This window comes from Cupriavidus sp. DF5525 (assembly GCF_040149425.2).
In the GTDB taxonomy this organism is placed as follows: domain Bacteria; phylum Pseudomonadota; class Gammaproteobacteria; order Burkholderiales; family Burkholderiaceae; genus Cupriavidus; species Cupriavidus pickettii_A.
The window spans coordinates 1,083,584-1,105,370 of the sequence record NZ_CP168267.1 but is presented as its reverse complement, the minus strand read 5'-3'; the positions used below and the strand labels follow the sequence as shown (position 1 = coordinate 1,105,370).

Annotated in this window: 19 protein-coding genes and 3 pseudogenes; 9 read left to right on the top strand and 13 right to left on the bottom strand. The window is 59.0% G+C overall.

The genetic code is table 11. The annotated features are described in order from the left end of the window. Nucleotides 1-116: 116 nt before the first annotated feature. From ABNX08_RS39690 to ABNX08_RS39655, 8 genes are all read right to left on the bottom strand, one after another. A complete protein-coding gene (locus ABNX08_RS39690; protein ID WP_349607795.1) occupies nucleotides 117-1,436 on the bottom strand; it encodes an acetyl-CoA hydrolase/transferase C-terminal domain-containing protein in 1,320 nt (439 codons plus the stop codon). Between the two features lie 48 nt (nucleotides 1,437-1,484). After that, nucleotides 1,485-3,104, bottom strand: a complete 1,620-nt coding sequence (locus tag ABNX08_RS39685; RefSeq protein ID WP_349607797.1) for an AMP-binding protein — start codon at nucleotides 3,102-3,104, stop codon at nucleotides 1,485-1,487. 9 nt (nucleotides 3,105-3,113) lie between these two features. Continuing rightward, nucleotides 3,114-3,887, bottom strand: a complete 774-nt coding sequence (locus tag ABNX08_RS39680; RefSeq protein ID WP_349607799.1) for an enoyl-CoA hydratase/isomerase family protein — start codon at nucleotides 3,885-3,887, stop codon at nucleotides 3,114-3,116. Nucleotides 3,888-3,972: 85 nt separating this feature from the next. Next, complete coding sequence (locus ABNX08_RS39675; RefSeq protein ID WP_349607801.1) at nucleotides 3,973-4,932, bottom strand: hydroxymethylglutaryl-CoA lyase; 960 nt, start codon at nucleotides 4,930-4,932, stop codon at nucleotides 3,973-3,975. Between the two features lie 12 nt (nucleotides 4,933-4,944). Continuing rightward, on the bottom strand, nucleotides 4,945-5,730 hold the full coding sequence (locus ABNX08_RS39670; RefSeq protein WP_349607803.1) for an enoyl-CoA hydratase/isomerase family protein: 786 nt from the start codon (nucleotides 5,728-5,730) through the stop codon (nucleotides 4,945-4,947). Between the two features lie 45 nt (nucleotides 5,731-5,775). Beyond that, nucleotides 5,776-6,897 (bottom strand): CaiB/BaiF CoA-transferase family protein, encoded by a 1,122-nt coding sequence (locus ABNX08_RS39665; RefSeq protein ID WP_349607805.1) that lies wholly within the window; start codon nucleotides 6,895-6,897, stop codon nucleotides 5,776-5,778. 63 nt (nucleotides 6,898-6,960) lie between these two features. After that, nucleotides 6,961-7,893 carry a 3-keto-5-aminohexanoate cleavage protein gene (locus tag ABNX08_RS39660; protein ID WP_349607807.1) on the bottom strand — a complete coding sequence of 311 codons (933 nt, stop codon included), beginning with the start codon at nucleotides 7,891-7,893 and terminating at the stop codon, nucleotides 6,961-6,963. 123 nt (nucleotides 7,894-8,016) lie between these two features. Then, nucleotides 8,017-9,177, bottom strand: a complete 1,161-nt coding sequence (locus ABNX08_RS39655; protein ID WP_349607809.1) for an acyl-CoA dehydrogenase family protein — start codon at nucleotides 9,175-9,177, stop codon at nucleotides 8,017-8,019. Nucleotides 9,178-9,457: 280 nt separating this feature from the next. Here ABNX08_RS39655 and ABNX08_RS39650 point away from each other — a divergent pair, with 280 nt between their 5' ends. Continuing rightward, nucleotides 9,458-10,276, top strand: a complete 819-nt coding sequence (locus ABNX08_RS39650; RefSeq protein WP_349607811.1) for a FadR/GntR family transcriptional regulator — start codon at nucleotides 9,458-9,460, stop codon at nucleotides 10,274-10,276. A gap of 308 nt (nucleotides 10,277-10,584) precedes the next feature. Here ABNX08_RS39650 and ABNX08_RS39645 read toward each other — a convergent pair. After that, nucleotides 10,585-11,654 (bottom strand): annotated as a pseudogene (locus ABNX08_RS39645) (porin). A 435-nt stretch (nucleotides 11,655-12,089) separates the two neighbouring features. Between ABNX08_RS39645 and ABNX08_RS39640 the strand changes: the two are divergent. The 3 genes and pseudogenes from ABNX08_RS39640 to ABNX08_RS39630 form a co-directional block, all read left to right on the top strand. Next, nucleotides 12,090-12,183: pseudogene (locus ABNX08_RS39640) on the top strand (transposase); the annotation flags it as partial. 250 nt (nucleotides 12,184-12,433) lie between these two features. Next, nucleotides 12,434-12,781 (top strand): IS66 family insertion sequence element accessory protein TnpB, encoded by a 348-nt coding sequence (tnpB, locus tag ABNX08_RS39635; protein ID WP_022536743.1) that lies wholly within the window; start codon nucleotides 12,434-12,436, stop codon nucleotides 12,779-12,781. 42 nt (nucleotides 12,782-12,823) lie between these two features. Beyond that, nucleotides 12,824-14,398, top strand: coding sequence for an IS66 family transposase (locus ABNX08_RS39630; RefSeq protein WP_022536744.1), 1,575 nt, complete (start codon nucleotides 12,824-12,826; stop codon nucleotides 14,396-14,398). An 80-nt stretch (nucleotides 14,399-14,478) separates the two neighbouring features. On the opposite strand, the gene ABNX08_RS39625 is transcribed toward ABNX08_RS39630, so the two are convergent. From ABNX08_RS39625 to ABNX08_RS39615, 3 genes are all read right to left on the bottom strand, one after another. Beyond that, nucleotides 14,479-14,760: a hypothetical protein gene (locus ABNX08_RS39625; RefSeq protein ID WP_022536745.1), complete on the bottom strand. Its 282-nt coding sequence runs from the start codon at nucleotides 14,758-14,760 to the stop codon at nucleotides 14,479-14,481. 632 nt (nucleotides 14,761-15,392) lie between these two features. Next, nucleotides 15,393-16,448, bottom strand: a complete 1,056-nt coding sequence (locus tag ABNX08_RS39620) for a tripartite tricarboxylate transporter substrate binding protein (RefSeq protein ID WP_349609747.1) — start codon at nucleotides 16,446-16,448, stop codon at nucleotides 15,393-15,395. Between the two features lie 1,311 nt (nucleotides 16,449-17,759). Then, nucleotides 17,760-17,969 (bottom strand): hypothetical protein, encoded by a 210-nt coding sequence (locus ABNX08_RS39615; RefSeq protein WP_349609745.1) that lies wholly within the window; start codon nucleotides 17,967-17,969, stop codon nucleotides 17,760-17,762. A gap of 472 nt (nucleotides 17,970-18,441) precedes the next feature. Between ABNX08_RS39615 and ABNX08_RS39610 the strand changes: the two genes are divergently transcribed. Together ABNX08_RS39610 and ABNX08_RS39605 are read left to right on the top strand one after the other, a co-directional pair. Continuing rightward, a complete protein-coding gene (locus ABNX08_RS39610) occupies nucleotides 18,442-18,879 on the top strand; it encodes a hypothetical protein (RefSeq protein ID WP_349609743.1) in 438 nt (145 codons plus the stop codon). After that, the gene (locus ABNX08_RS39605) at nucleotides 18,876-19,226 is read left to right on the top strand and encodes a DDE-type integrase/transposase/recombinase (RefSeq protein WP_374063748.1); all 351 of its coding nucleotides are present in this window, start codon (nucleotides 18,876-18,878) and stop codon (nucleotides 19,224-19,226) included. Before ABNX08_RS39610 ends, ABNX08_RS39605 begins: the two co-directional genes overlap by 4 nt. Before the next feature lie 50 nt (nucleotides 19,227-19,276). Here the strand turns inward: ABNX08_RS39605 and ABNX08_RS39600 are convergent, their stop codons facing one another. Beyond that, the gene (locus tag ABNX08_RS39600) at nucleotides 19,277-19,516 is read right to left on the bottom strand and encodes a hypothetical protein (RefSeq protein WP_349609741.1); all 240 of its coding nucleotides are present in this window, start codon (nucleotides 19,514-19,516) and stop codon (nucleotides 19,277-19,279) included. A 73-nt stretch (nucleotides 19,517-19,589) separates the two neighbouring features. Here ABNX08_RS39600 and ABNX08_RS39595 point away from each other — a divergent pair, with 73 nt between their 5' ends. From ABNX08_RS39595 to ABNX08_RS39585, 3 genes and pseudogenes are all read left to right on the top strand, one after another. Further along, nucleotides 19,590-20,195: a CBS domain-containing protein gene (locus ABNX08_RS39595; protein ID WP_349609739.1), complete on the top strand. Its 606-nt coding sequence runs from the start codon at nucleotides 19,590-19,592 to the stop codon at nucleotides 20,193-20,195. Nucleotides 20,196-20,213: 18 nt separating this feature from the next. Continuing rightward, nucleotides 20,214-20,333: pseudogene (locus tag ABNX08_RS39590) on the top strand (DUF2934 domain-containing protein); the annotation flags it as partial. A gap of 265 nt (nucleotides 20,334-20,598) precedes the next feature. Then, on the top strand, nucleotides 20,599-21,501 hold the full coding sequence (locus ABNX08_RS39585) for a YihY/virulence factor BrkB family protein (RefSeq protein WP_349609737.1): 903 nt from the start codon (nucleotides 20,599-20,601) through the stop codon (nucleotides 21,499-21,501). Nucleotides 21,502-21,787: the final 286 nt, after the last annotated feature.

The window sequence follows — 21,787 nt, the reverse complement described above, 5'->3', positions numbered from 1 at the left end:
CACCGACCACGCGCTGCTCACACTAATGTCCTTGTGCATCGCAGCCGTACGCCGGCCATACATAGCCTGTGCTGCCGTCGTCCGACTATGGAGGCAGCGTGGATCGCACTGCGCGGTCACGACGCTAACGTTCTGGAGCCCGGCCACATACCTTGCGCCTCAATTAACGCATCTCGGTGATCGGGATGGGCGATCGCCACCATGGCTCGGATCCTTTCAGTGAGCGATCGACCTCGCAGGCAAGCCACGCCCCATTCCGTCACGACATACTGGACATCAGAGCGAGGGGTTGTGACAGGACCATTGAGGCCGCAGACGATACGACTAACGCTACCTCCGCGGGCAGTCGAAGGCAACGCGATGATCGACACACCACCAGGCGATCGGGCGGCAGCCCGGACAAAATCTAACTGACCGCCAACGGCGCCTATGTAGCGACCACCGCTTACCTCCGCATTCACTTGTCCGGTCAGATCCACTTCCACTGCAGAGTTGATCGAACAGAGTCGAAGCTGTTTAGCCAACGATTCGGAGGCGTGCGTAATGTCGGTCTCGGAAAGACATATTGCAGTGTTGTTATTAGCGAAGTCGAACAGCCGCCGTGTTCCCAGCAAGGAACCGACAACGCTTTGTCCCGGATGCGACCCCTTGCGAGCATTGGTGATAACGCCCCGCATCATCAGATCAGCCAACCCGTCAGTCAGGATGCCGCTATGTACGCCGAGATCCTTATGGTTGGCGAGTGCACGGCAAATAGCGTCCATCAAACTTCCAACGCCCATCTGCAGCGTTGCGCCGTCATCGATCAACCCTGCAACGTGGGATGCGATCAAGTCAGTGGTCGAGTCGGGCGCCGATTGCGGTGCTTCTACCATCGGGAGATCTGTCTGGACAACATGATCTATACGCACATCTTCTGGCAGAATCGCACTGGGGGAAAACGGAGCGTGCGAATTCAACTCGGCAATGACAACGCGTGCGCTGCGTGCAACGGCCAACTGGAAGTCGCTCGCGGCCCCCAGGCTGTGGCGGCCGAAGGCGTCTGCGCTACTGAGCTGAAGCAACATGACGTCCGGTCGCAACGTGCTTTCGAGCAACGTTGGCAATTGCGAGTAGTGAACCGGAAACACATCAAGCAGTCCCTGGCGTGCCAGTGCGGCCGAATCACCGATCGCACCGTATCCCTCGAAATCAAACCAGGCCCCATGTTCCGGCTTTATCAACCCTGAATAGCTGCCGAAGATGAACAGCTTTAGCCGTCCCAGCTTTGCGTGTAAGCGCTCACCCTGACTCAACAGTTCACCGAGCAGTCCTGTTGGCTCGGAGCACGCTTGCCCAAAACAAATTCTGTCACCGCGACGCAGGATGGATTCGAACGGGAAACCTTTAACGCCCGCCTTGGCGTTGGCGAAGACTTTTCGATACTGGTTGCTCATGCCACCCGTCCTAAACTGTGATTGCCTACAAGATCGGTGACCCGCCGGTCATTTTTCCAGCTTGATGCCATGCTGTTCACGGTCCCAGACTTGTGTCAGTCGCTTCTCCGCCGACTCGCGCAACTTGTACTTCTCGACCTTGCCGGTCGCCGTCATAGGAAGCTCTGAGAGCAATTCCACAAAGCGCGGAACCATGAAGTACGCCATCTGCGGTGCGCAGAAGCGGATCAGTTCGGCAATGTCGAGCTTGCTCCCTTCCTTGCAGACAACGCAGGCCATCACTTCATCTTCGAGAAACTCTGCACGGACGGCAAATACGGCCACGTCTGCCACCGCGGGATGACGCCTGATAACCTCTTCGACCTGAATGGCAGAGATGTTCTCGCCGCGCCTGCGGATAAGCTCCTTGCTGCGCCCCGCAAAGTACAGGTACCCATCCTCGTCGAGCCGGCCCATGTCACCGGTGTGCAGCCAGTAGTTTCGAATGGCTTGGACCCATATCTCGGGAAGGTTGTAGTACCCTTGACGCGCGAACCAGGCTTCATTGGTTCTCACGCAAATCTGGCCGACTTGTCCAGGGGTTACCGGCTGGTCGTCCTCGTCCAGAATTGCCAGCGCGACTTCCGGCAAAGGCCGGCCAGCCGAGCGAATCTTCTCGCGCGGATCATCAGGTCCGTACATCGTGGCGTAGCCGAAATCGCCCAGCGCATAGAGCGATGTGATTTTCACCCTAAAGCGCTCTTCAAACTCCAGCGCAAACTCTGGCGCCGGTACGACCAGGCAGGTTTTCAGGCGATGGGTTCGCTCTTCCTCCGACCGCTCCTTCAGCCACAGAAAATTGATCATGGCGCTCAGCAGCGAGGTCCTGGTTGCTCCGCACTCATTGATCTCGCGCCAGAACAAGCTTGTGGAGAAGCGTCGTGACAAGGCCACGGTAGCGCCAGCCATCAGTGCCGGCAATACCGTGCAGTTCAGGGCATTGCCGTGGAACATAGGCAAGCACGTGTACATCACGTCCTCGCTCGTATATCCAAACACCTCTACATGCTTTTGAGCGGCCCTGATCGCCGTCGCATTTGCGATCATGCTGCCTTTCGAGACTCCGGTCGTGCCGGAGCTGTAGAGGATCTGAAGGATATCGCTATACGACGGACCAGCGGCGTCGTCCGGCAACTGGGGGGCGTTGACAATCTCGTCCCAAGCAATGATCTCAGCACCATCGAACGAACATTTCATTTTCCCCGCGGACGTCTCGTCGGGAAAGACGAAAAGATGCTTGAGCAATGGGCATTGCGATTGCACCGCAGCGAAGCGATCGACAAACGCCGCATCGAGCACCAATGCCACCGCGTCGGATTGGCGGGCATAGTAGGCAAGCATATCGCCGCGCGAGGCATTGTTGATAGGAACGGCCACGGCCCCCAGCAACGCCAGCGCGAAGTTCAGCCAAACGACCTCGGGGCGATTCTCCATCATGATGGCCACGTGCTGTTTGGGGCCAATGCCCGCTGCGGCCAAGCCGCCGGCAATGCGCCGGCTCAGTTCATAGGCTTCGGAGTAAGAATATGTACGCCCATAGTACTTCAGGAACGGCTTATCGCCATAAGCACAGGCTTGCTCACGCAGCAGCTTTGCCAGCGTTCTTTCGTGCAAGGGAATGTTCTTCATGATGGTTCCTTACCGCTCATAGCCGGGCTTGCGCTTTTCCTTGAATGCGCGCAGACCTTCCCTGCATTCTTCAGAGCGGAACCCCCGTTGCAAGTCCGCGTTGGGCGCAGTTGGCAAGAGTCGGTTGATGTATTCCGCGTACATGCTCCTTGCGTTGGGAGAGGTTCGACGTACTTCTTTGATCATCTCCTGAACCCGCGCGTCCAAAGCACCATCCTCGACCACTTCCGTAATCAGGCCAATCCGCTCCGCTTCTGTGGCGGAGATCGATTTGGCCGTATACAGAAGGTACTTGAGCTTGGAGAGGCTGATCTTGCTCATCAGCAAGCTGGGCATCATTGAGCTTGCCAGACCAATTCGCGCTTCGGGTGCGCCGAACACAGCGCTTCGCACGGCGATCTGAATATCACAGGCCGACGCGATTGCCAGACCACCGGCTACGCAGATGCCATTTACTGCGGCAATGGTTGTCTTGCTGGAATATCTCACCGCATCGAATGGCATGTTGTCGTCATACGCATACAAGGCGAGTGGATTCTCGTCCTCCATTCTCGACAGCACTTCCTCGAGATCGCCCCCGGTTGCAAATGCGCGGCCCGTCCCCGTGATGACAATGATGTCAACGCTCGGATCTGCGTTCGCCAGCCTTACTGCATTTTTCACTTCACCGTAAAGCTTCGTCGTGAATGAGTTCAGTACTTCAGGACGATTCAGGCGGATGTAAGCGGCTGAGTCGACCACCTTGTACTCAAGCTGCTCGAACGTAAAGAATTCTTTGGTCATATCTGGTCTCCGGTAATACAAAGTCTCAAAGTGACTTTTATGCGAGTGGATGCAGCTTTCTGGATTCTGCACATCTGCAGTATAGCTACGCGGTTCTATTGGTTGCGGCCGAGGGAATACGACCCGCCTTCATGAACTTTCCTGGAAGCGAATGACCCACGATCTCTTCAGCCATGCGCGCGACCTCGGCCAGTCGATCCAGATCCAGGCCGGTGCTGATACCCATCTCCTCGCACATCAATGCGACGTCCTCGGTGCAGACGTTGCCGGCAGCCGACTTGTTACCTGCGAAAGGGCAGCCACCGAGTCCAGCAACGGAGGTATCAAAGCGATAGACCCCGCTTTGAAGACCCGCAAGAACGTTGCTCAAGCCCATGCCACGTGTATCGTGAAGGTGAAGTGCGAATTCAGTCGTCGGCCACCGGTTGCGCACGAGATCGACCGTCTGCCTGACGCTCAAGGGGTTGGCAGCGCCGACGGTGTCGCAAAGGTAGACAACATCCGGTGTTTCGCCCTGCTCTGCGCAGGTTCTCATCAGGGAATCGACGGCGTCGAGACAACGATCCGGACTGACGATGCCTTCGTATGGACAGCCGAACGCGGTAAAGATGTGAGCAGCCGCCACCCGCATCCCAGCCGACTTGTAGCGTTCGATCAAGCCGGACTGGACTTGCAGCAGGTCCGTCGCACTGCGTCCGTTGTTATTGCGCGCAAAAGTATCCGACACGCTGGTGAATACATTGGGCAGCAAGTCCAAACCGGAGGCCAGCGCGCGCTCGAAGCCTTTGGCGTTCAGCCATATCCCGGTATACCTCACTCCGTCGCGTCGGCGGATGCGCGCGGCAACCTCTTCTGCGTCGGCCATCTGGGGCACTCGTCGTACGTCCACAAACGAAACGCAGTTGATCACTTCGAGGCCGGTTTCAGCAAGGCCGTGGATCAGGCGCAACTTCTCCTCAACTGGGATGAGCCTTTCACTTTGGAAGCCCTCGCGAGGACCTTCCTCTTGCAGAATGACGCGGGAGGGGAGTTGATATGTCGACATGTGAATCTCGCTTTACTTTCCGGTCCAGGCAGGCCTGCGCTTTTCAGCGAAGGCGGCCAAGCCTTCCGCGGCGTCTGCTGTCATGCGCAGGCTGCCGAGCTGAGCCTCCATAAACGCGATGGATTGTGCGAACGTCATGTCCGCGATGGCCCGCAGCGCGTTCTTGCCGCGTCGGATAGCAGTAGGCGATTTGTCCGTGATTCGCCCCAGGAGCCAATCGACCTTGCCGTCCAGCTCGGTCGGTTCGACGACATAGTTGACGAGCCCAATGTCGAGCGCTTCCTGCGCGCTCAGAGGCTCGCCGGTAATACACATCTCGGCGAATTTGCGGCGTGGAATGAGATGCTGCATGACGCTCGCGACCTGCATGGGGAACATGCCCACCTTCACTTCGGGCAGGCCGAACTGGGCTTTGGTGCTCGCTACCGCCATATCACACATAGTCAGAAGCCCCATCCCGCCCGCCATGCACGCGCCATTCACACGGGCGATTAACGGGATGTCGAACGCCACAGCCTGACGCAAGAGGTCTGCATAGTCCGTGCGGGGTTGGGAGAAATCGAAGTCAAAGATGTTCGAGTTAGGACGAAGATCTGCGCCGGCGCAGAACGCGCGCTCACCTGCACCGGTCAGGACAACGGCGCGCACGTCAGGCGTGCTTCCAGCAAGGGTCAGTCCGGAAGAGATGCCCGCGATCACGTCCTCGTTGATGGCATTGCGAAGTTCCGGTCGATTGATGGTGATCCAGCAGACATCGTTGCGTACCTCGACGACAACGCATTGGGCGGAAGGATTCATGGTCTTCGTTAATGTGGCTGAGTTGATGGGGTAACAGACCAGGTTTTAGCTGGCGGCCGGCGAAAGCTGTGCGATGTCCGCGTGACTGAACCCGAATTCGGCCAGAATGGCTTCCATCGATTCCGTGGCACGAGGTCGAACCTCTGGCGAAGTACGGGAGAAACGTGGGGCTGGAGCTGGTTGCGTGGCGCCTTCGCGGTGGATGAAGGTCTTGCGCGCCGTGTTGTGTGGATGTGATGGCGCTTCATGCATGTCCAGAACCGGCGTAAAGCAGGCGTCCGCCCCCTCCATCAGTGCACACCATTCGTCCCGAGGTCGGCTCACGAAGGTCTGTGCCAGGCGAGACTTCCATTCGGCCCAACGGCGCCGGTCGTGTTGCGGCTCAAAGTCTGCCTGGTTCAGCCCCATCCTTTGCAGAAGACTGGCATAGAACTGTGGTTCTATCGCGCCGACCGCAACCCACTTGCCGTCCGCGCAGCGGTACGTCGTGTAAAAGTGTGCTGCGCCGTCGAGCAGGTTGCTACTGCGTTCGGCTTGCCAACTACCCACAGCGTAATATCCATAGGTGGTGGCCATGAGCAGGGCGGCGCCATCGGTCATCGCCGCATCGACGACTTGCCCCTTGCCAGACTTGGCGGCTTCGATAATTCCGCAGGCGATGCCGAATGCCAGCAGCATGCCACCTCCTCCAAAGTCACCCACAAGATTGAGGGGCGGAATGGGGCCACTGTCTGACGTGCCGATTGCCGCTAGCGCTCCCGTCAGCGCGATGTAGTTGATGTCATGACCCGCAAGATCAGCCAGGGGCCCATCCTGACCCCAGCCGGTCATACGGCCATAGACCAGCCGCGGATTGCGCTCCAGGCAGGCGTCTGGGCCTAATCCCAGTCGCTCCATCACGCCGGGCCGGAAGCCTTCGATCAATACATCTGACTTTTCTACTAGCCTCAGCACAGCAAGGCGGCCCGCCTCAGACTTCAGATCCAACTCGATGGATCGCATACCGCGGCCAACGACCGGATTGGGTCGGCCTTGTTGCGGCTTCGCCGGGGGACGTTGGACCCTCAGGACGTCGGCCCCCATGTCGGCCAGCATCATCGCGCAAAACGGGCCAGGCCCCATACCGGCCAGCTCAAGAACGGTTAATCCAGTCAATGGTCCTGCCATGTCAGTCCTCACATGTTCCGGTTACATTTGCCACCGTGATACGCCGCACGACGACGGCGCGCTTCAGAAGGCGACGTTGTTGTGGCCTTTCAGGCCGAGGATCTCTCGCGCTTCGTCAGGCGTGGCGATGTCCAGCGACAGTCCTTCGAGGATGGAACGCACCCGTCGGACCTGCGCGGCATTGGTCTCGGCCAGTTGCCCCGGGCCATCCCACAGCGAGTCCTCAAGTCCCACGCGCACATTGCCACCTGCAGCGGCAGATTGCGCAGCAATCGGCATCTGGAAGCGGCCCGCGCCCAGCACCGACCAGACGTACTGGTCCCCGAACAGGCGATCTGCCGTGCGCTTCATGTGCGCGACGTCGTCCGCATGGGTGCCAATACCGCCAAGGATGCCAAATACCGTCTGCACAAACAGCGGCCCTTTCACCAGCCCACGATCGACAAAGTGCGCCAGGTTGTACAGATGCGCCGTGTCATAGCATTCAAACTCGAAACGCGTTCCGTTGTCGGCACAGGATTGCAGGATGTATTCGATGTCCTTGAAGGTGTTTCGAAATACCGAGTCGCGTGTGGATTCCAGATACTGCGGTTCCCAGGTATGCTTGAACTCCTTGTACTTCGTCAGCATCGGGTGCAACGCAAAGTTCATCGACCCCATGTTGAGGGACGCTAGTTCCGGCTTGAGTTGCTGCGCGGGCTGCAGGCGCTCCTCGACCGTCATGGTTTGAGCGCCGCCGGTCGTCAGGTTGATGACACCGTTGGTTCGGCGCTTGATGTTGCCGACGAACTCTCGGAACAGCGAAACGTCTTGCGACGGGCGACCATCGATCGGATCTCGCGCGTGCAAGTGCACGACAGCAGCCCCGGCCTCCACGGCGCCGACAGCTGCCTCTTCGATTTCTTGAGCGCTCACCGGCAAATGCGGCGACATGCTGGGCGTGTGGATCGATCCTGTGACGGCACACGTGATGATGACTTTGCGTGACTTGGGCACTGACTTCTCCGAATGATTGGTTGTCGTGCGGTGAAGAACTCGGCGGCGACGGGGCCGCCGGGCATGACGTCTACGGCGAGCCCGCCGACAAAATTGCGGCGGATCTGCCCGGCGATGGCTCGATCAGTACGATTTGGGCAGGTCCAGAACGCGTTCCGCGAGGAAGCAGAGGATCATCTGCTCCGAGACTGGCGCCAGGCGAGAGATGAGCACCTCGCGCAGCAGTCGCTCCACGTGATATTCCTTGGCGTAACCCATACCACCGTGCGTCATGACAGCCTGCAGCGCCGCTTGGTATCCAGCGCGTGCGCCAAGCAGCTTGGCGCTGTTGGCCTCGGCGCCGCACGGCTTGCCAGAGTCGTACAATGCCGCGGCGTGATCCGCCATCAACCGTGCAGCTTTCAGATTCACCCAGCATTCCGCGAGGGGATGCTGAATGGATTGATTCATGCCAATGGGACGATTGAAAACTACCCGGTCCCGTGCGTAGTCCGTAGCGCGGCGGAGAGCGTCTTCACCGATGCCGATGGCTTCGCAGGCCACCAGAATGCGTTCGGGATTCAGTCCATCGAGCAGATACTTGAAACCCTTGCCTTCCTCGCCGATGCGATGCTCGTCAGGGATGAACAAATCATCGATGAAGACGGCGTTGGATTCGACCGCATTGCGACCGTGCTTCGGAATTCGGCGAACTTCGACTTTGGAGCGGTCCAGGTCCGTATAAAAAAGGGTGATCCCGTCCGTGGACTTGGCACCGTCCGATTTCGGCGCCGTGCGAGTCAGCAAGAGGATCTTGTTGGCCACTTGTGCCGTGCTGGTCCACATCTTGCGCCCGGTAACGCTGTAGCCACCATCGACCTTCTTGGCAAAGGTCTTGATACTGGTCGTGTCCAGACCCGCGTCGGGCTCGGTAACGCCAAAGCAAACCTGGTCTTCGCCGCGAACAAGGCGCGGTAGCCACTGCGCCTTCTGTTCGGCCGAACCATGAACCACCACGGGGTGTGGACCAAACATGTTGATGTGAATGGAAGAAGCTGCCGTCTGTGCTCCATGCTTGGCCACAGTGTTCATGACGATCGCGGCCTCGGTTACCCCCAATCCAGCGCCACCGAATTCCTCTGGCATGGTCACGCCGAGCCATCCGTCAGCAGCCATCGCGCGGTGGAATTCCACTGGAAAGCGCTCGGTGCGGTCGCATTCCGCCCAATAGTCATCTCCGAATCGCTTGCATACCGCGGTCACGCCGTCCTCAATAGCGCGGTGGTTTGAGTCAAGTTCGCCCATGCGATCTCCTATATGCATTCAACTTATGGTCGTAACCGTTATTGGTTGACCAAAATATAGGTTGAATATTTATGTAAGTCAAGAGGTAGGCTTCGCGTGATTGACGGACCGGAATATTGCGTAATGTGATCATTACGAAACTTTGTGCGCCCTGCGTGTTCGCCCAAGACATCGGGGAATCGTGCCGCACGAGAGGCCGAACCGATCAAATGGTCAAAATATCGACCGTAGAATTTTTTGCTGCTAAACTGGTGTTTGGTTGACAAATATCACTTTCCCTATGCAGAGCGATTCCCGGGAACTTAAGAAGCCGGTCACGGTTAGCCCAGTGGTGGTCCCGCGTGCACATGAAGTGTTAGCGAGCCAATTGCGAGACCGCATATTGAAGAGGGAGATTCCCGAGGGCGAATCACTTCCTCCTGAGCGTGAAATGGTCGAGCAAACTGGGCTCACGCGTACCGTGGTGCGCGATGCGCTCCGCATGCTATCGGCCGAAGGATTGATTCAAACCAAGCCTGGTCGGGCGGGCGGAAGTGTTGTGACGCTGCCGAGCCATGAGGCGATGGCGTCAGCGATCTTCAGGTTCGTCCAAGGGCGCAGAATCTCTATAAGGAGTCTGCAGGAAACTCGGGAACTGTTGGAGCCATTCTTGGCGCGACTTGCCGCGGAACGGCGCACCGACGCGCAAGTGCGGGAGCTGAAAACTCTGCATGAAGAGCTGGTGAGTAGTGTGAACAACTTTCAGGCCTTCACGCTGGCGAACCTCAAATGGCATAACGCGGTTGCACAGGCCAGCGGCAACGAATTGCTCGCAACGCTTCTGTACTCGATTTCACACGGCGTGCAGCTTGCTTCAATGGCGGAAGAGTACGACACCCCCGACACCAGGAGGCAGGTGATTGAGATTCACGCACGAGTCAACGAGGCGATCGAAACGCGCCAACCCGACGTTGCAGAACACGCTATGCGCAAGCACATGACAGCGTCGCGCGTTCGCTCGCTCGCGGAACCGTCGGCTGAGGTCCTTCTTTCGGAGTCGCTTGGGTCATCTCAGCCGTCTTCGCGGTCTTCCCGAAATGCCCGTGCGGGCAAGAACTAACGTCTGTTCGTGCCGCTACAGGTGCGTTGATACCTCCACATCAGCGCCCAGGTAAGTCGTGCCCGTGCTGGGATGGCGCCATCAAGGTTGCACCCGCGCCGGAGCGCACCATCTGGCAAGAACTGTTGGCCGCATCACTGTCAAGTATCAGGACGGCCTGCAGCCCTTTTTTTGCTTCGCCAAACGGTCACGCAGATCAGTGATGAAACCAACGAAGCCCCGAGCGTTCCGGCCCGGGGCATGATTCCTGGAACAGTTGCCTGCCCCGGATGGAGACACGGCGGGGTGATCCGATACTTCGCGCTGACTCAGAACTTGTGACGAATGCTCATGGATACGCCCGTCTGGCTGGCCCCGGGTGTAATCGCGCTCCCGAAGCCATTCAAGCCGAGATTTGAATTGTCCTTATTGCGGACGTAGCCAACAGTGAGGGAGGCGTCCGTACGCTTGGACAAGGCATAGTTGGCCGATGCGACCAGTTCCCAGGGATCCTGGCCGTTGCGCTTGTTGTTGAAGTAATAGCCCGCGCCGGTCAGGGTGAGGGCCGATGTTGCGGCGTAGCGGTAGCCCAGCCAAAACAGGTCATTGCGGCGAGCCCCGCCGATATCGCCATTGAACCAGCGATATCCCGCCAGGATCGTCGAATTCCCGAAAGAGAAATTCGCCGCCGCGGCGATGCGGCGGTCTGCCTGTGTCGAGATCTGACCGGTGATGCCGCGCGTGCCTTGCTGCTGGTCGTAGACGACCGTCGCGCCGAACGGGCCGCTTGCATACTCCACGCCGCCGCCGAAGGCTCGGTCGCTCTTGACGTCGCCTGGCGTCTCGCCGGCGATAGTACTGCCAGTTGCGGTCGTCACGGTGGTGCCGCGCGCGAAGCTGTAGAAGGCGGTCGCGGTGACCGGCCCAAACTTGCCCGTGTACTTGGCCGTGTTGTCGTAGCGGCCCACCAGCGTGGAATCCAGGCCAAGTGCCGAATAGCGCGCCGCCATCACCATCGGTTCGTAGTTGATCAGCAGGTCATACAGGGAATTCTGTTGGCGGCCAAGTGTCAGCCTGCCCCACTGGTGTTCCACGCCGATGAAGGCTTGCCGACCGAACAGACGTCCCCCTGGCTCATCACACCGGTGTCGAGATCGAAACCGCTCTCCAGCACAAACAGTCCCTTCAGGCCGCTGCCCAGGTCTTCCGTGCCGCGCAAGCCCCAGCGTGAACCCGATACGTTGCCTGAGTTCATGCGTGTCAGCGTGTTCCCGTTCGCATTGGCGTGATTGAGAAACTCCATCCCGATGTCGGCCACACCGTATAGCGTGACCGCTGTCTGCGCGCTGGCAAATGGTGCTGCAACCACCAGTAGGGCGGCGGCGTAGTGCTTGTTCATCAGTCTCCTCCTGTTCATATGTCGACTCGTGTTTATAAGTGCTTTGGCCAGCGAAGGCGGTGTTTGCTCGACAACTATTGGCCAATAGTTATGGTCAACCAAAATGTATATCCACCAAAGTGCTGTGTCAACTGAGATCTTCGGCAGCGCCGGCCCCCGTGCAGCACTTGAGGGCGGCTTGGGGTCCATTGCGCGACTGCGACCGTAGAACGTACGGCCAATCGCGCAAAAATGTGGATGACCGTGGTCAGCGGGGAAGGGGGGCTCTCATCGGTAAGCGCCTCACGAAGACCGTTCTGGCGCACTGATTGAGGTCTTGGGTAATTTGGTGCCCACCAAATTATTGCGGACACCAAAGTGGACAAGACGTTGAGTGGGCGCCGTGCTGGCGGCGTGTACAAGCGGCCGAACTTCCCGGCCGAGTTCAAACGGCGGCTGGTCGAACAATCATTTGAGCCAGGCGCGTCGGTGGCGCTGGTCGCGCGCAGCAACGATATCAACGCGAACCTGCTGTTCAAGTGGCGGCGGCATTATCTGGACGGAGCTTACGGGTTGCCGACGTCGGCTGAGGGCGTAGCGACGAAACAGGAGACAACGGTGCCGGCACTGTTGCCGGTGAGCATCGTCGCCGAGGCGGCCGCGCATACGCCGGCGGCGCCGCTCAGTGCAGCACAGCCGTCCGAGAATGTCTGCGAGATTGAATTCGACCGTGCGCGCTTGCGGATTCGCGGCGAGGTGGCGCCGGATATGCTGCGCCTGCTGATTCGCGAGCTGTCCCGATGATTGGCTTGCCGGCGGGCACGCGCATCTGGATGGCAGCGGGAGCGACCGACATGCGCTGCGGCTTCCATGGCCTGGCCGCGAAGGTGCAGACCGCGCTGCAGGAAAACCCGCTGGGTGGCCACGTGTTTATCTTCCGGGGCCGCCGAGGGGACCTGGTCAAGATTCTCTGGGCCACCAGTGACGGACTTTGGCTGCTCGCCAAGCGGCTCGAGCGCGGCCGTTTCGTCTGGCCTCAGGCCGACAGCGGCAAGATCCACCTGACACACGCGCAACTGTCGATGCTGCTCGAGGGGATCGACTGGCGGCAACCGCGCCGCACGGCCGAGCCGCTGTCGATGTTGTAAACGCTGTTGTAAACGGCGCGGCACCTGCGTAAACTGCGCGGCATGCCGGATGCCAACGACCTTCCTGACGACATCGATGCCCTCAAAGCCATGTTGCTCGAGGCCCAGGCGTCGCTGTCGCGAATGCGGCAGGATCTGGTCGAGCGCGATCTGGAAATCGAACAACTCAAGGCGCAGATCGAGAAGCTCAAGCGCATGCAGTTCGGTCGCAGATCTGAGCAACTGGACCGGGAGATTGCACGCCTGGAGACCCGGCTGGAGGACCTGACTGGCAGCCGCGGTGCGGCAGAGGTTCGCGAAGCGCCGGCAAGCGGCGAGAGCAAGGCGCCCAGCCATCAGCGCGCTTCGCGCGAAGCCCTGCCGGACCACCTGCCGCACGAGGAACAGGTGCTTGAGCCCGAGGCGAGTTGCCCCGAGTGCGGCGGCCAGATGCAACCGCTGGGCGAGGACGTGTCCGAACAGCTTGGCCGTATCGCGGCGGCGTTCAAGGTCATTCGCACCGTCCGGCGCAAGAAGATCTGCGCCTGCTGCCGGCACATCGCGCAGCCGGCGGCACCGAGCTTGCCGATCGAGCGCGGCATTGCCCACCCGAGCTTGCTCGCCGACATCCTCGTGGCCAAATATGCCGACCATCAACCGCTGTACCGACAGTCGGCCATCGCCGCACGCGAGAACGTCACGCTGGACCCGGCCAGCATGGGCCGATGGGTCGGCATGTGCGAGGCATTGCTCGATCCGCTGGTGCAGGCCTTGCGCCGCTACGTGATAGCCGGTACCAAGCTGCACGCCGACGACACGCCGATTCCCGTGCTTGCGCCTGGCAACAAGAAGACGCGAACTGGCCGGCTGTGGGTCTATGTGCGCGACGATACCCGGGCAGGCTCGGCAGAACCGCCTGCGGTATGGTTCGCATATTCGCCCAACCGCAGGGGGGAGCATCCTCAGCGCCATCTGAGCGGATTTGGCGGCATTCTGCAGGCGGACGCATACGCCGGCTTCAACGAGTTGTTTGCAGACGGCTCGGTTCGCGAAGCGGCATGCCATGCGCATGCGCGACGCAAGTTCTACGACATTCACGTGCGCACGCCGTCCGAAACGACTGCCGAGGCACTGCGTTGTATCGGTGAGCTTTACGCCATCGAGGCCGGCATCCGCGGCAAACCGCCGGCTGAGCGGCTGCGGGTGCGCCAGGAGAAAGCCCGCCCTCTGCTTGAGCGCTACGGCGCCTGGCTCAGGGCGAAACTGCAGACGTTGTCGGCAAAATCCGAGACGGCCAAGGCGATCCAATACACGCTCAACCAGTGGGATGCGCTGACGTTGTACTGCGACGACGGGACCGCCGAGATTGACAACAACATCGCCGAGAACGCGCTGCGCTGTGTCGCCCTGGGCCGCAAGAACTTCTTGTTTGCCGGTTCCGACAGCGGCGGCGAACGGGCGGCGGCCATGTATTCGCTGGTCGCCTCGTGCAAGCTCAATGGCATCGACCCGCGCGCCTACCTGTGCCATGTGCTGACCGGCATTGCCGATCACCCGATCAACCGCGTTGAAGAATTGCTGCCCTGGCGTGCCCACGCACACCTGCGGAACCTGCCCACCGCGCCGCCAGGCGCCTGACCAACTGCTGCCGTCTGAATGACCCCGCTTCACGGCTCACGGCGTGGAAGCGCCCCCACTCGCCTGCACAAAACACTCCGTTACCCGGTAACGTGGCTGGGCGCCCGGCGAGCGAAGAAGTACGTGTCCCAATCAGGCGAGTCCGGATCGAGTCTGCGGACAATCGCGTCGTCAGCCCGCACGATCAACCGCTCCAGCATCTCTCGCTTCGTTACCGAGTAACGGCGCGCCAGGCGAGCAAGGGCAAAGTCCGCCTCCGTGGTCACCCACATGCTCAACCGACGCTCTCCGTTACCATCGTTGCCTGTCGTCACGCGCCTTGCTCGGTAGGCGGCTTGCCGCTGTGCCGTCGTTTGTGCCATCTCGCTTCTCCTTTGCGACCGTTACCCAGTAACGACCTCGCTGTGCGTTACTGGGTAACGGAACATCCTCAAAGCAGACAGCATCTCGTGATCTATGGGACAGGGGCAAGAACGGTCTTCGTGAGGCGCTTACTCTCATCGCGCATCGGTAGCCGAAGCACGGCGGCCGCGCTCGGTCACGCCAAGCGAGAGAACAAGAGCCAGGGGGAGTTTGAATCGGAATGCCCCGGGGCTATTGCACGACGAAATGAATGGTGGAGTCCCGCCGAAAATGGCAACGCGATATGAAACAGCATGGCCAATCGCAGGGTAAGCCGTTGGATACCAGGGTCATTGAGGACGCGCAGTAAAAGCCGACTGAGAACCTGCGGCGGGCAATGCGAGCGGGATGACCGCGATCCCCTGGCGTTGGGGAGTAATGCAACAACCGGCTTGTCCGAAATATATCCCAATGCCAGCCCTCCAACGGGGCTGGCAAGAAGCTACGGCATAGACGGCCAAACGTACTCAGAATGGAAGCGGTACGCTTTTAGTAAAGTCGGGGACCCCAATGAAGTTTCGGATCGATCCCGCAACGGGCCTCCGGCGAGCCTATACCTCCTGGACGTAATTTCCGAGGGCCTCGCGTGGCATCAATTGTTGAACTTGATCCCGTGATCTCGTACGAGCTTCGACCACCGCTCTGTTTCCTTGCGCGTCAGATCGGCCATCTGCGCAGGCGTGAGGTTCAAGGGCTCATGAGCAAATGTCTTCAGCGCGTCCTTTACAACTGCCCTGGCAGCCGCCTTGTGAAGGAATTCACGCATGCTTGCTGCAACGGCAGGGGGCGTTCCAGCCTTGAAATAAAAGCCATACCACACGCCCATGAGGAAATCCGGCAAACCCTCTTCGCGCGTCATTGGAATCTGCGGGAACGCAGGAGTGCGCTCAGGGGTGGCAAACGCCACGCCCTTGAGTCGTCCGGTTTGCCAAAAGGTGAGCGAAGAGCTCGCATCGGCGAAGACCGCGTCGGCTTCGCCTGACGCCACGGCCAGCATCGCAGCAGCGGTCGTCTTATAAGGCACGACAAGCAACTTGATGCCCGCGCTGGCCTGCAGGTACTCGCATGCCATCCGCAGCGACGGCGAGGCGCTCGCGCAAGTGTACTTGCCGGGCTCAGCGCGGGCCGCCTTGACGAACTCGCGAAGCGTTTTAAACGGTGCCGCCCCACCAATACTCATTACCATCCCGGTCTTGCTAATCGTCGCTAGGGGAAGCAAATCCTTCTGTGAATCATATGGAAGCTTTGCCATCATAATCGGGTTCAACACCGTCCACGAACTGCTTCCAAGCAAGAGGGTGTATCCGTCCGCGGGGGACGCGAGAAAGGACTGAATGCCGACAGTGCCGTCTGCGCCGGGCTTGTTCTCCACGTAGGCGGTCAGGCCCTGTGTCTCGCCGATGGCCTTCGCATAAGCCCGAGCCAGCAAGTCAAGCGCGCTTCCCGGGCCGCTCGGCACGACGATCTTGATCGGTCGGCCTTTCTCCGGATAGTCTTGCGCGACTACAGGCCAAGCGATGGACAGTGTCAAGCAGAGCAGCAGGCAGCGCATCGGCTTCAGCTTGGTCAGACCGCTGCTCCGCAACCGAACGGCGCTGAAGAGAAGACACGATAGTTGTTGGCGAATCAGAATCAATAGGGGGTGCACTGCTGGTCTCCTTGGATTGCTTGTAAGAGTCTGACTGTTATGTGCTCGAACTTGAGTGTCAGGTGGCGAGTTTGGATTTGATGCTTGAGCTCGATGAGCTTTGACCACAAGTCGATTTTCTTGCACTGCATAGCAGCCATGGCGTCTCAGGACATGCTACGACTCCTGGATGAAGGTCTTCCAGGAGCCCTCCACACCCGGGATGCAATGGCCTTGTGCAAGCTATCGCATATGCGAAAGCGACCGGCGCGTGCAGCACTTGAAATAGATGCCTTACCAGGATCGTCCGCATCCCGCGACCTCAGCGCAAAAGAGGGCTTGCATTAAGCCATTTATGGTTGACCAAACTCTATGTCGACCAATTCGGGATGTCAACATATTTCTTTGTTAGCGTTGCCAACCCAAGAAAGACCCGAACTGCGGTTCGCAATCCCTCGAAGCGCCTCAGCGACGGGGCCGTGTTATAGAACACCAACGTCACATCAGCTACCGTATTCCGAAGGACGCATGTCTTGCCCTACTCGAGCCTCGCTGGGACGGAGTAAGCGGCGCGATGAGCCGGCCGTATGCTGCCGCAAGCTCCCCCGGAGCCCGCGGAATGGTGGTCCGCTTTCCGCGTTGCCAAGGTGTGCGAGCGTCTTGACCTCACGAAACATCGGAGCTATAGTTTGGTCGACCAATGAAATTCGCAACCATTGGCAGATGTACAGATGGGTAGCCAAGGAGTGATCGCGTTCGCAGCAGGTTGTCGAGTATTCGGATTCAAGTAGAAGTTCATCGAGTCTCTCCCTGCAAGGAAGAGAAAGGCCCGCCAGGTTGCAAATGCATTGCCATCAAAGCTTGCGGATGCAAACGTGATTTATGATGCACGTATGCGAGTTTGAATATGCCGCAGTGAGCATCTGCGAACGACCAAAAACGACTTATGCCCGACATTGATTCCTTGCCTTTCACCGCCCGTCGCCACGTTTCCATGCTTCTCCGGTCCAGGCAACCTTGCGTGCTTCGTCGAAGCGCAATAGGACGGCCAAACGATCGTCTGGCATTGGCGGATCCGCAGCGCCGACATGGTCAGCCAGCTGGCCGAAGGCACGTGCCTGACACCCGACAGCGGCGAGGCCACCATCCGCGCCCGGCTTGTCGACGCGCCCGCCGCCTGACGGCTTTGCCCGCCCGCTTGGGCAGGTCGCACGCACGGAGTAGCGCAGCGCCGGTCACCGCGGGCCTGCGGCAATGAGGAGGAGGACAGGACACCATGTTCGAGCGCCAGGCGATAAACCTTGGCAAGGCTGCGTTGCTTCTGCACACCATCTAAACCGACAAGAGCCCGCTGGGCAGGGCCACCGGCTCAGTCTCCACGGCTGACACCGCGACGGTGAACATGGGCGCCTCGACCGTCAGGCGCGCCAGACGCTCTTTGAGCAATCGGACCAGGTGTTCCTCATGCCAGTTGGTTCCGCGAGGAACGTCGGCCCGCCTTAGTTCTTCGAACCAGACAACCTGCGCATGTTCGTTGGACATGTGCTGCTCCTTCTTGGTGGACTTATGCCGACGCCTAAGCAAATCCAAGATTCCGCTGTAACGCGTAATGTCTGGGAAGCTGCCAAGGGTGCTGAACAGCGCTAGCGAGCGACTAACTGATTCACATTAGTGGTGAAATGGCACCTTGGCTTGATCCAAGGCAAGCCCCCACCAGGCACGCTTCAGCGGCGGCAGTTCTGTGCACTGAAGGCGGCACCGGTGCAGACACGGCGGGTTGAGGCGCGGCAATGCGCCGCAGAGCACGCTGCATACGTGCGGGGCAATTACCTCGATGTTGACGTGCATCAAGCCCAAGCGGATCCAATAATGAAAATTGGGACCCAGGCGACGACATTCGCTTTGTTTCCCCAAGGTAGCCGGTTTTGTCGCTAACGGAAGTCCACAGGGCTCGCCGATGTACCAAGAGGTAGCCCGCCCGACTTGCTGCTGCACATTGAGCTTGGAGAGAACCATGAAGGCGCAGATTGATGAAGGCACCCTCGAGATTTGGGGGGAGAATCCGACGGAAACCTGGGCGTTGTCCATATGGCACAAAGAACACCGAATCAGTGCTGGCACGGTCAGCATTTATCCGGTTTCGCCAGAGATACAAGACAAGCCGCTTCTCGGGAGCATGGAAGCACTGGTAGTGGACGCCCACGACCAACAGACGGATATGTTCACGGTTAGCCACTCTCCCAATGGTCTTTTGGTGGACGCGATCGATTTGGCACCGTTTCAGATACCGCGCATTTCACTATCGATGATCCTGGGCAGGAATCCGCTCTCTATCAACGTGGGAGACGTTCTCGACTTTTATATCCATCCGCAATTTACGGAGTGGATTGATGCCTACAAGAAGGCGATTGAAACGCAGGCGACTAAGCACTCGCTGACTTACCCGGGGTGAGGGCGAGCGGGAGACTCCGAAATCGCCCCGGCAGCCGATCGCACGCTCACGGGCGTACGAGCAGCACGGCCTGGTGCTGGGACATCACGTGGCTGCCCACCACGGTGAAGGGCAGCTTCTTCTATTGGTACATGATGCAGGACATCTACAGCCGCAAGCTGGTGGTCAACGAGGTGCACGATAGCGAATCGGTCGAGTATGCCAGCCACCTGCTTGGGCAGGGCTGCCTGCGCGAGCAGACCGCAGGCCGGCCGCTGGTGCTGCACTCGGACAATGGAAAGGAGCGACCATGCGCGCGGCCATGCAGTACCTGGGCGTGGTGCCCTCGTACAGCCGCCCGCGCGTGAGCAATGACAACGGGGGCTGAACGGCGAAATGTGCACTGCGGAAGGTCAGTTCATTGATGCCACTTTTGCGATGTCAACCCGGAATCCTCGGGCATGTTGCTTGCAACGTTCACAGCTGCGGAGCTTCTCCGCAATGTGGAGTCGATCATGAACAGCAAATCTTCAACCCGCGGGAGGGACAAGATATCCCAGATGTACCGCCCGCTGAACACACACCAGAGAAAGTAGAACGCGAAGCGCCAGTGCATGATGAGGGCCTTGGCAAGCCGCTCCGCGAGCCAGGTCAGCACGATGTCGGAATGCCTGAGGACTCCTAAGACATGGTGGCTCTTATTAGGAATTTTCTTGGTTAGGGGGGCAGCCATGCTAGTTAAAGACATTATGCAGCCACCAGCCTTCGTTCGGGCGGAGGAAAGCTTGGCTATTGCGGCGCGTAAGCTGCAGCACGATAACATTGGCTGTCTGCCAGTGTGCCCGGGCGGGCGGGTAATTGGAATGCTCACTGACCGCGATATCGCAATGCGAGTAGCAGACGGGCGCAACGCGAGCCAGATGACGGTTATGGAGGCGATATCGGGGGACCCGCTTACTTGTTTCGAGGACGATTCAGTCGAGCAAGCCGCTATACTCATGAATCAAGGTCACGTGCTGCGACTTGCAGTACTGGACAGGAAGACTCAACGCTTGACCGGTGTTATTTCCGTCTCCGACTTAGGGGGCAGTCACACTGAGCCGCGCCACTATGAGGTCACCTTCTTTAAGAAGATGAGCGATCATTATGGCCATTCTCAACACGCCGAGGTGATGCGAATTACGATCGTCCACGGTAGCAAGGATGAGGCAATCGCAGCTGCGATGCGCCAGTTCGAGCAGGTGAAGCAGATCAACAGCTGGAGCCAGTTCGCCGATGGATACGATGTGACGACAATCCATCATGACGAACAAGGTGTTGTTGATGAACACGAATAGACCTCCGAGCGCGAGGCCAGAATCAAGCAGCGCGCTTACGAGCTGTGGGAGCAAGCAGGGGCGCCAGCCGGGCAGGACAAGGAGTATTGGAATAAGGCCGAAGCCGAGATCGACCACCAAGACCGATCCGAAGAGTGATGCGAGGCAACTCGGGCGTATTCCCGGCATGCTTCCTAAGAAGAACAACTTGGATGCCAAGCCAATTCTTTATTCGACGCGGAACGTGGCCTTCATCGCGTGCAAAGTGCAGATCTAAGTGGTTCGGCTGCCCTGTGCTCAAGACTTCTCGTCAGCGATCCCCATCCAGTCGAATCGGCCAGATTGCGCTGTCACTGTATGTGGGAAGGGGTTTCGGGATGGGGCAGGGCGGGCGCGGATTTCCGTTGTCTCACAAGAGCTTACGATGCCATCTTTTCTTCCTCTTACTCCACGAGAAGCCTTCCAACTGATGCGCGACAGCGTCGACTCCTGGCTGGAAGACTACGCCCCAAGTATGGGGGCCGCGCTGGCGTACTACACGGTTTTTTCTATTGCGCCACTGCTACTGATCGTCATCACCGTGGCGGGCGTCGTGTTTGGACCCGAAGCCGCGCGGGGGGAGGTTGTGGAGCAGTTGCGAGGACTGCTCGGAGAGGAGGGCGCTCGGACTATCGAGGCGATGCTGTTGGCGGTTAGCAAGCCCGCCGCGAGCACGCTGACTGCTGTAATTGGTGTGCTTGTCATGTTAGTAGGAGCAACCACGGTCTTGGCAGAATTGCAGGATGCGCTCGATCGCATTTGGCGTGTTCCTGAGCGCCGCAGAGCCTCCGGTATCGTTGCGTTGCTCCGGACAAGATTGCTCTCGTTCGGCATGATACTGGCCATCGGATTTCTGCTTGTTGTTTCCCTGCTTCTCAGTGCTGGGATTTCTGCAATGGGCCGACTATGGGCACCATTCTTTGGAAAAGGCGAATTTATCGGACATCTTCTGGACGCCATCTTGAGTTGGGGACTCATTACTGTGGTGTTCGCAATGATTTACAAAATCATGCCACGGGCGAAGGTTCGCTGGCCGGATGTTTGGCTCGGCGCCATCGTCACCGCTCTGTTATTCACCTTGGGGAAGCTCCTCATCGGCCTGTACATCGGCAAGACGGGTGTCGCCAATGCTTACGGCGCTGCAGGCTCGCTTGTAGTTCTTCTTCTATGGGTATATTATTCCGCGCAGATTTTCTTACTCGGTGCGGAATTTACTTGGCACTATGCACAGCGGTTCGGCTCGGGCAGGAAGCCAAACCAAGAGGCGGTCGAAAAATCAAATGTGTAGGCTGCGGTCTCTAACTAGCCCGGGCAGGAGACAGGCGCGTGCGGCAATACCGTTTTGGACATCGAGTACGAGGTCGTGCGACCCATCTGTAACAGGCTTAGCACATGACTTGCTCGGTGCAAAAGAGACAGCGACCGCCTGAGGTGGCAGATGAATGTATGTGTTTGCCCAGATCGATACCAACGAGCGTTACGTCGTCCATGATGGCCTCCAGTTCGGTATGAACACTCCAGCCTAATCTATCCGGCGGGGCGGGGTGGACCATTCCATTAGTTGGGGAGGCCCC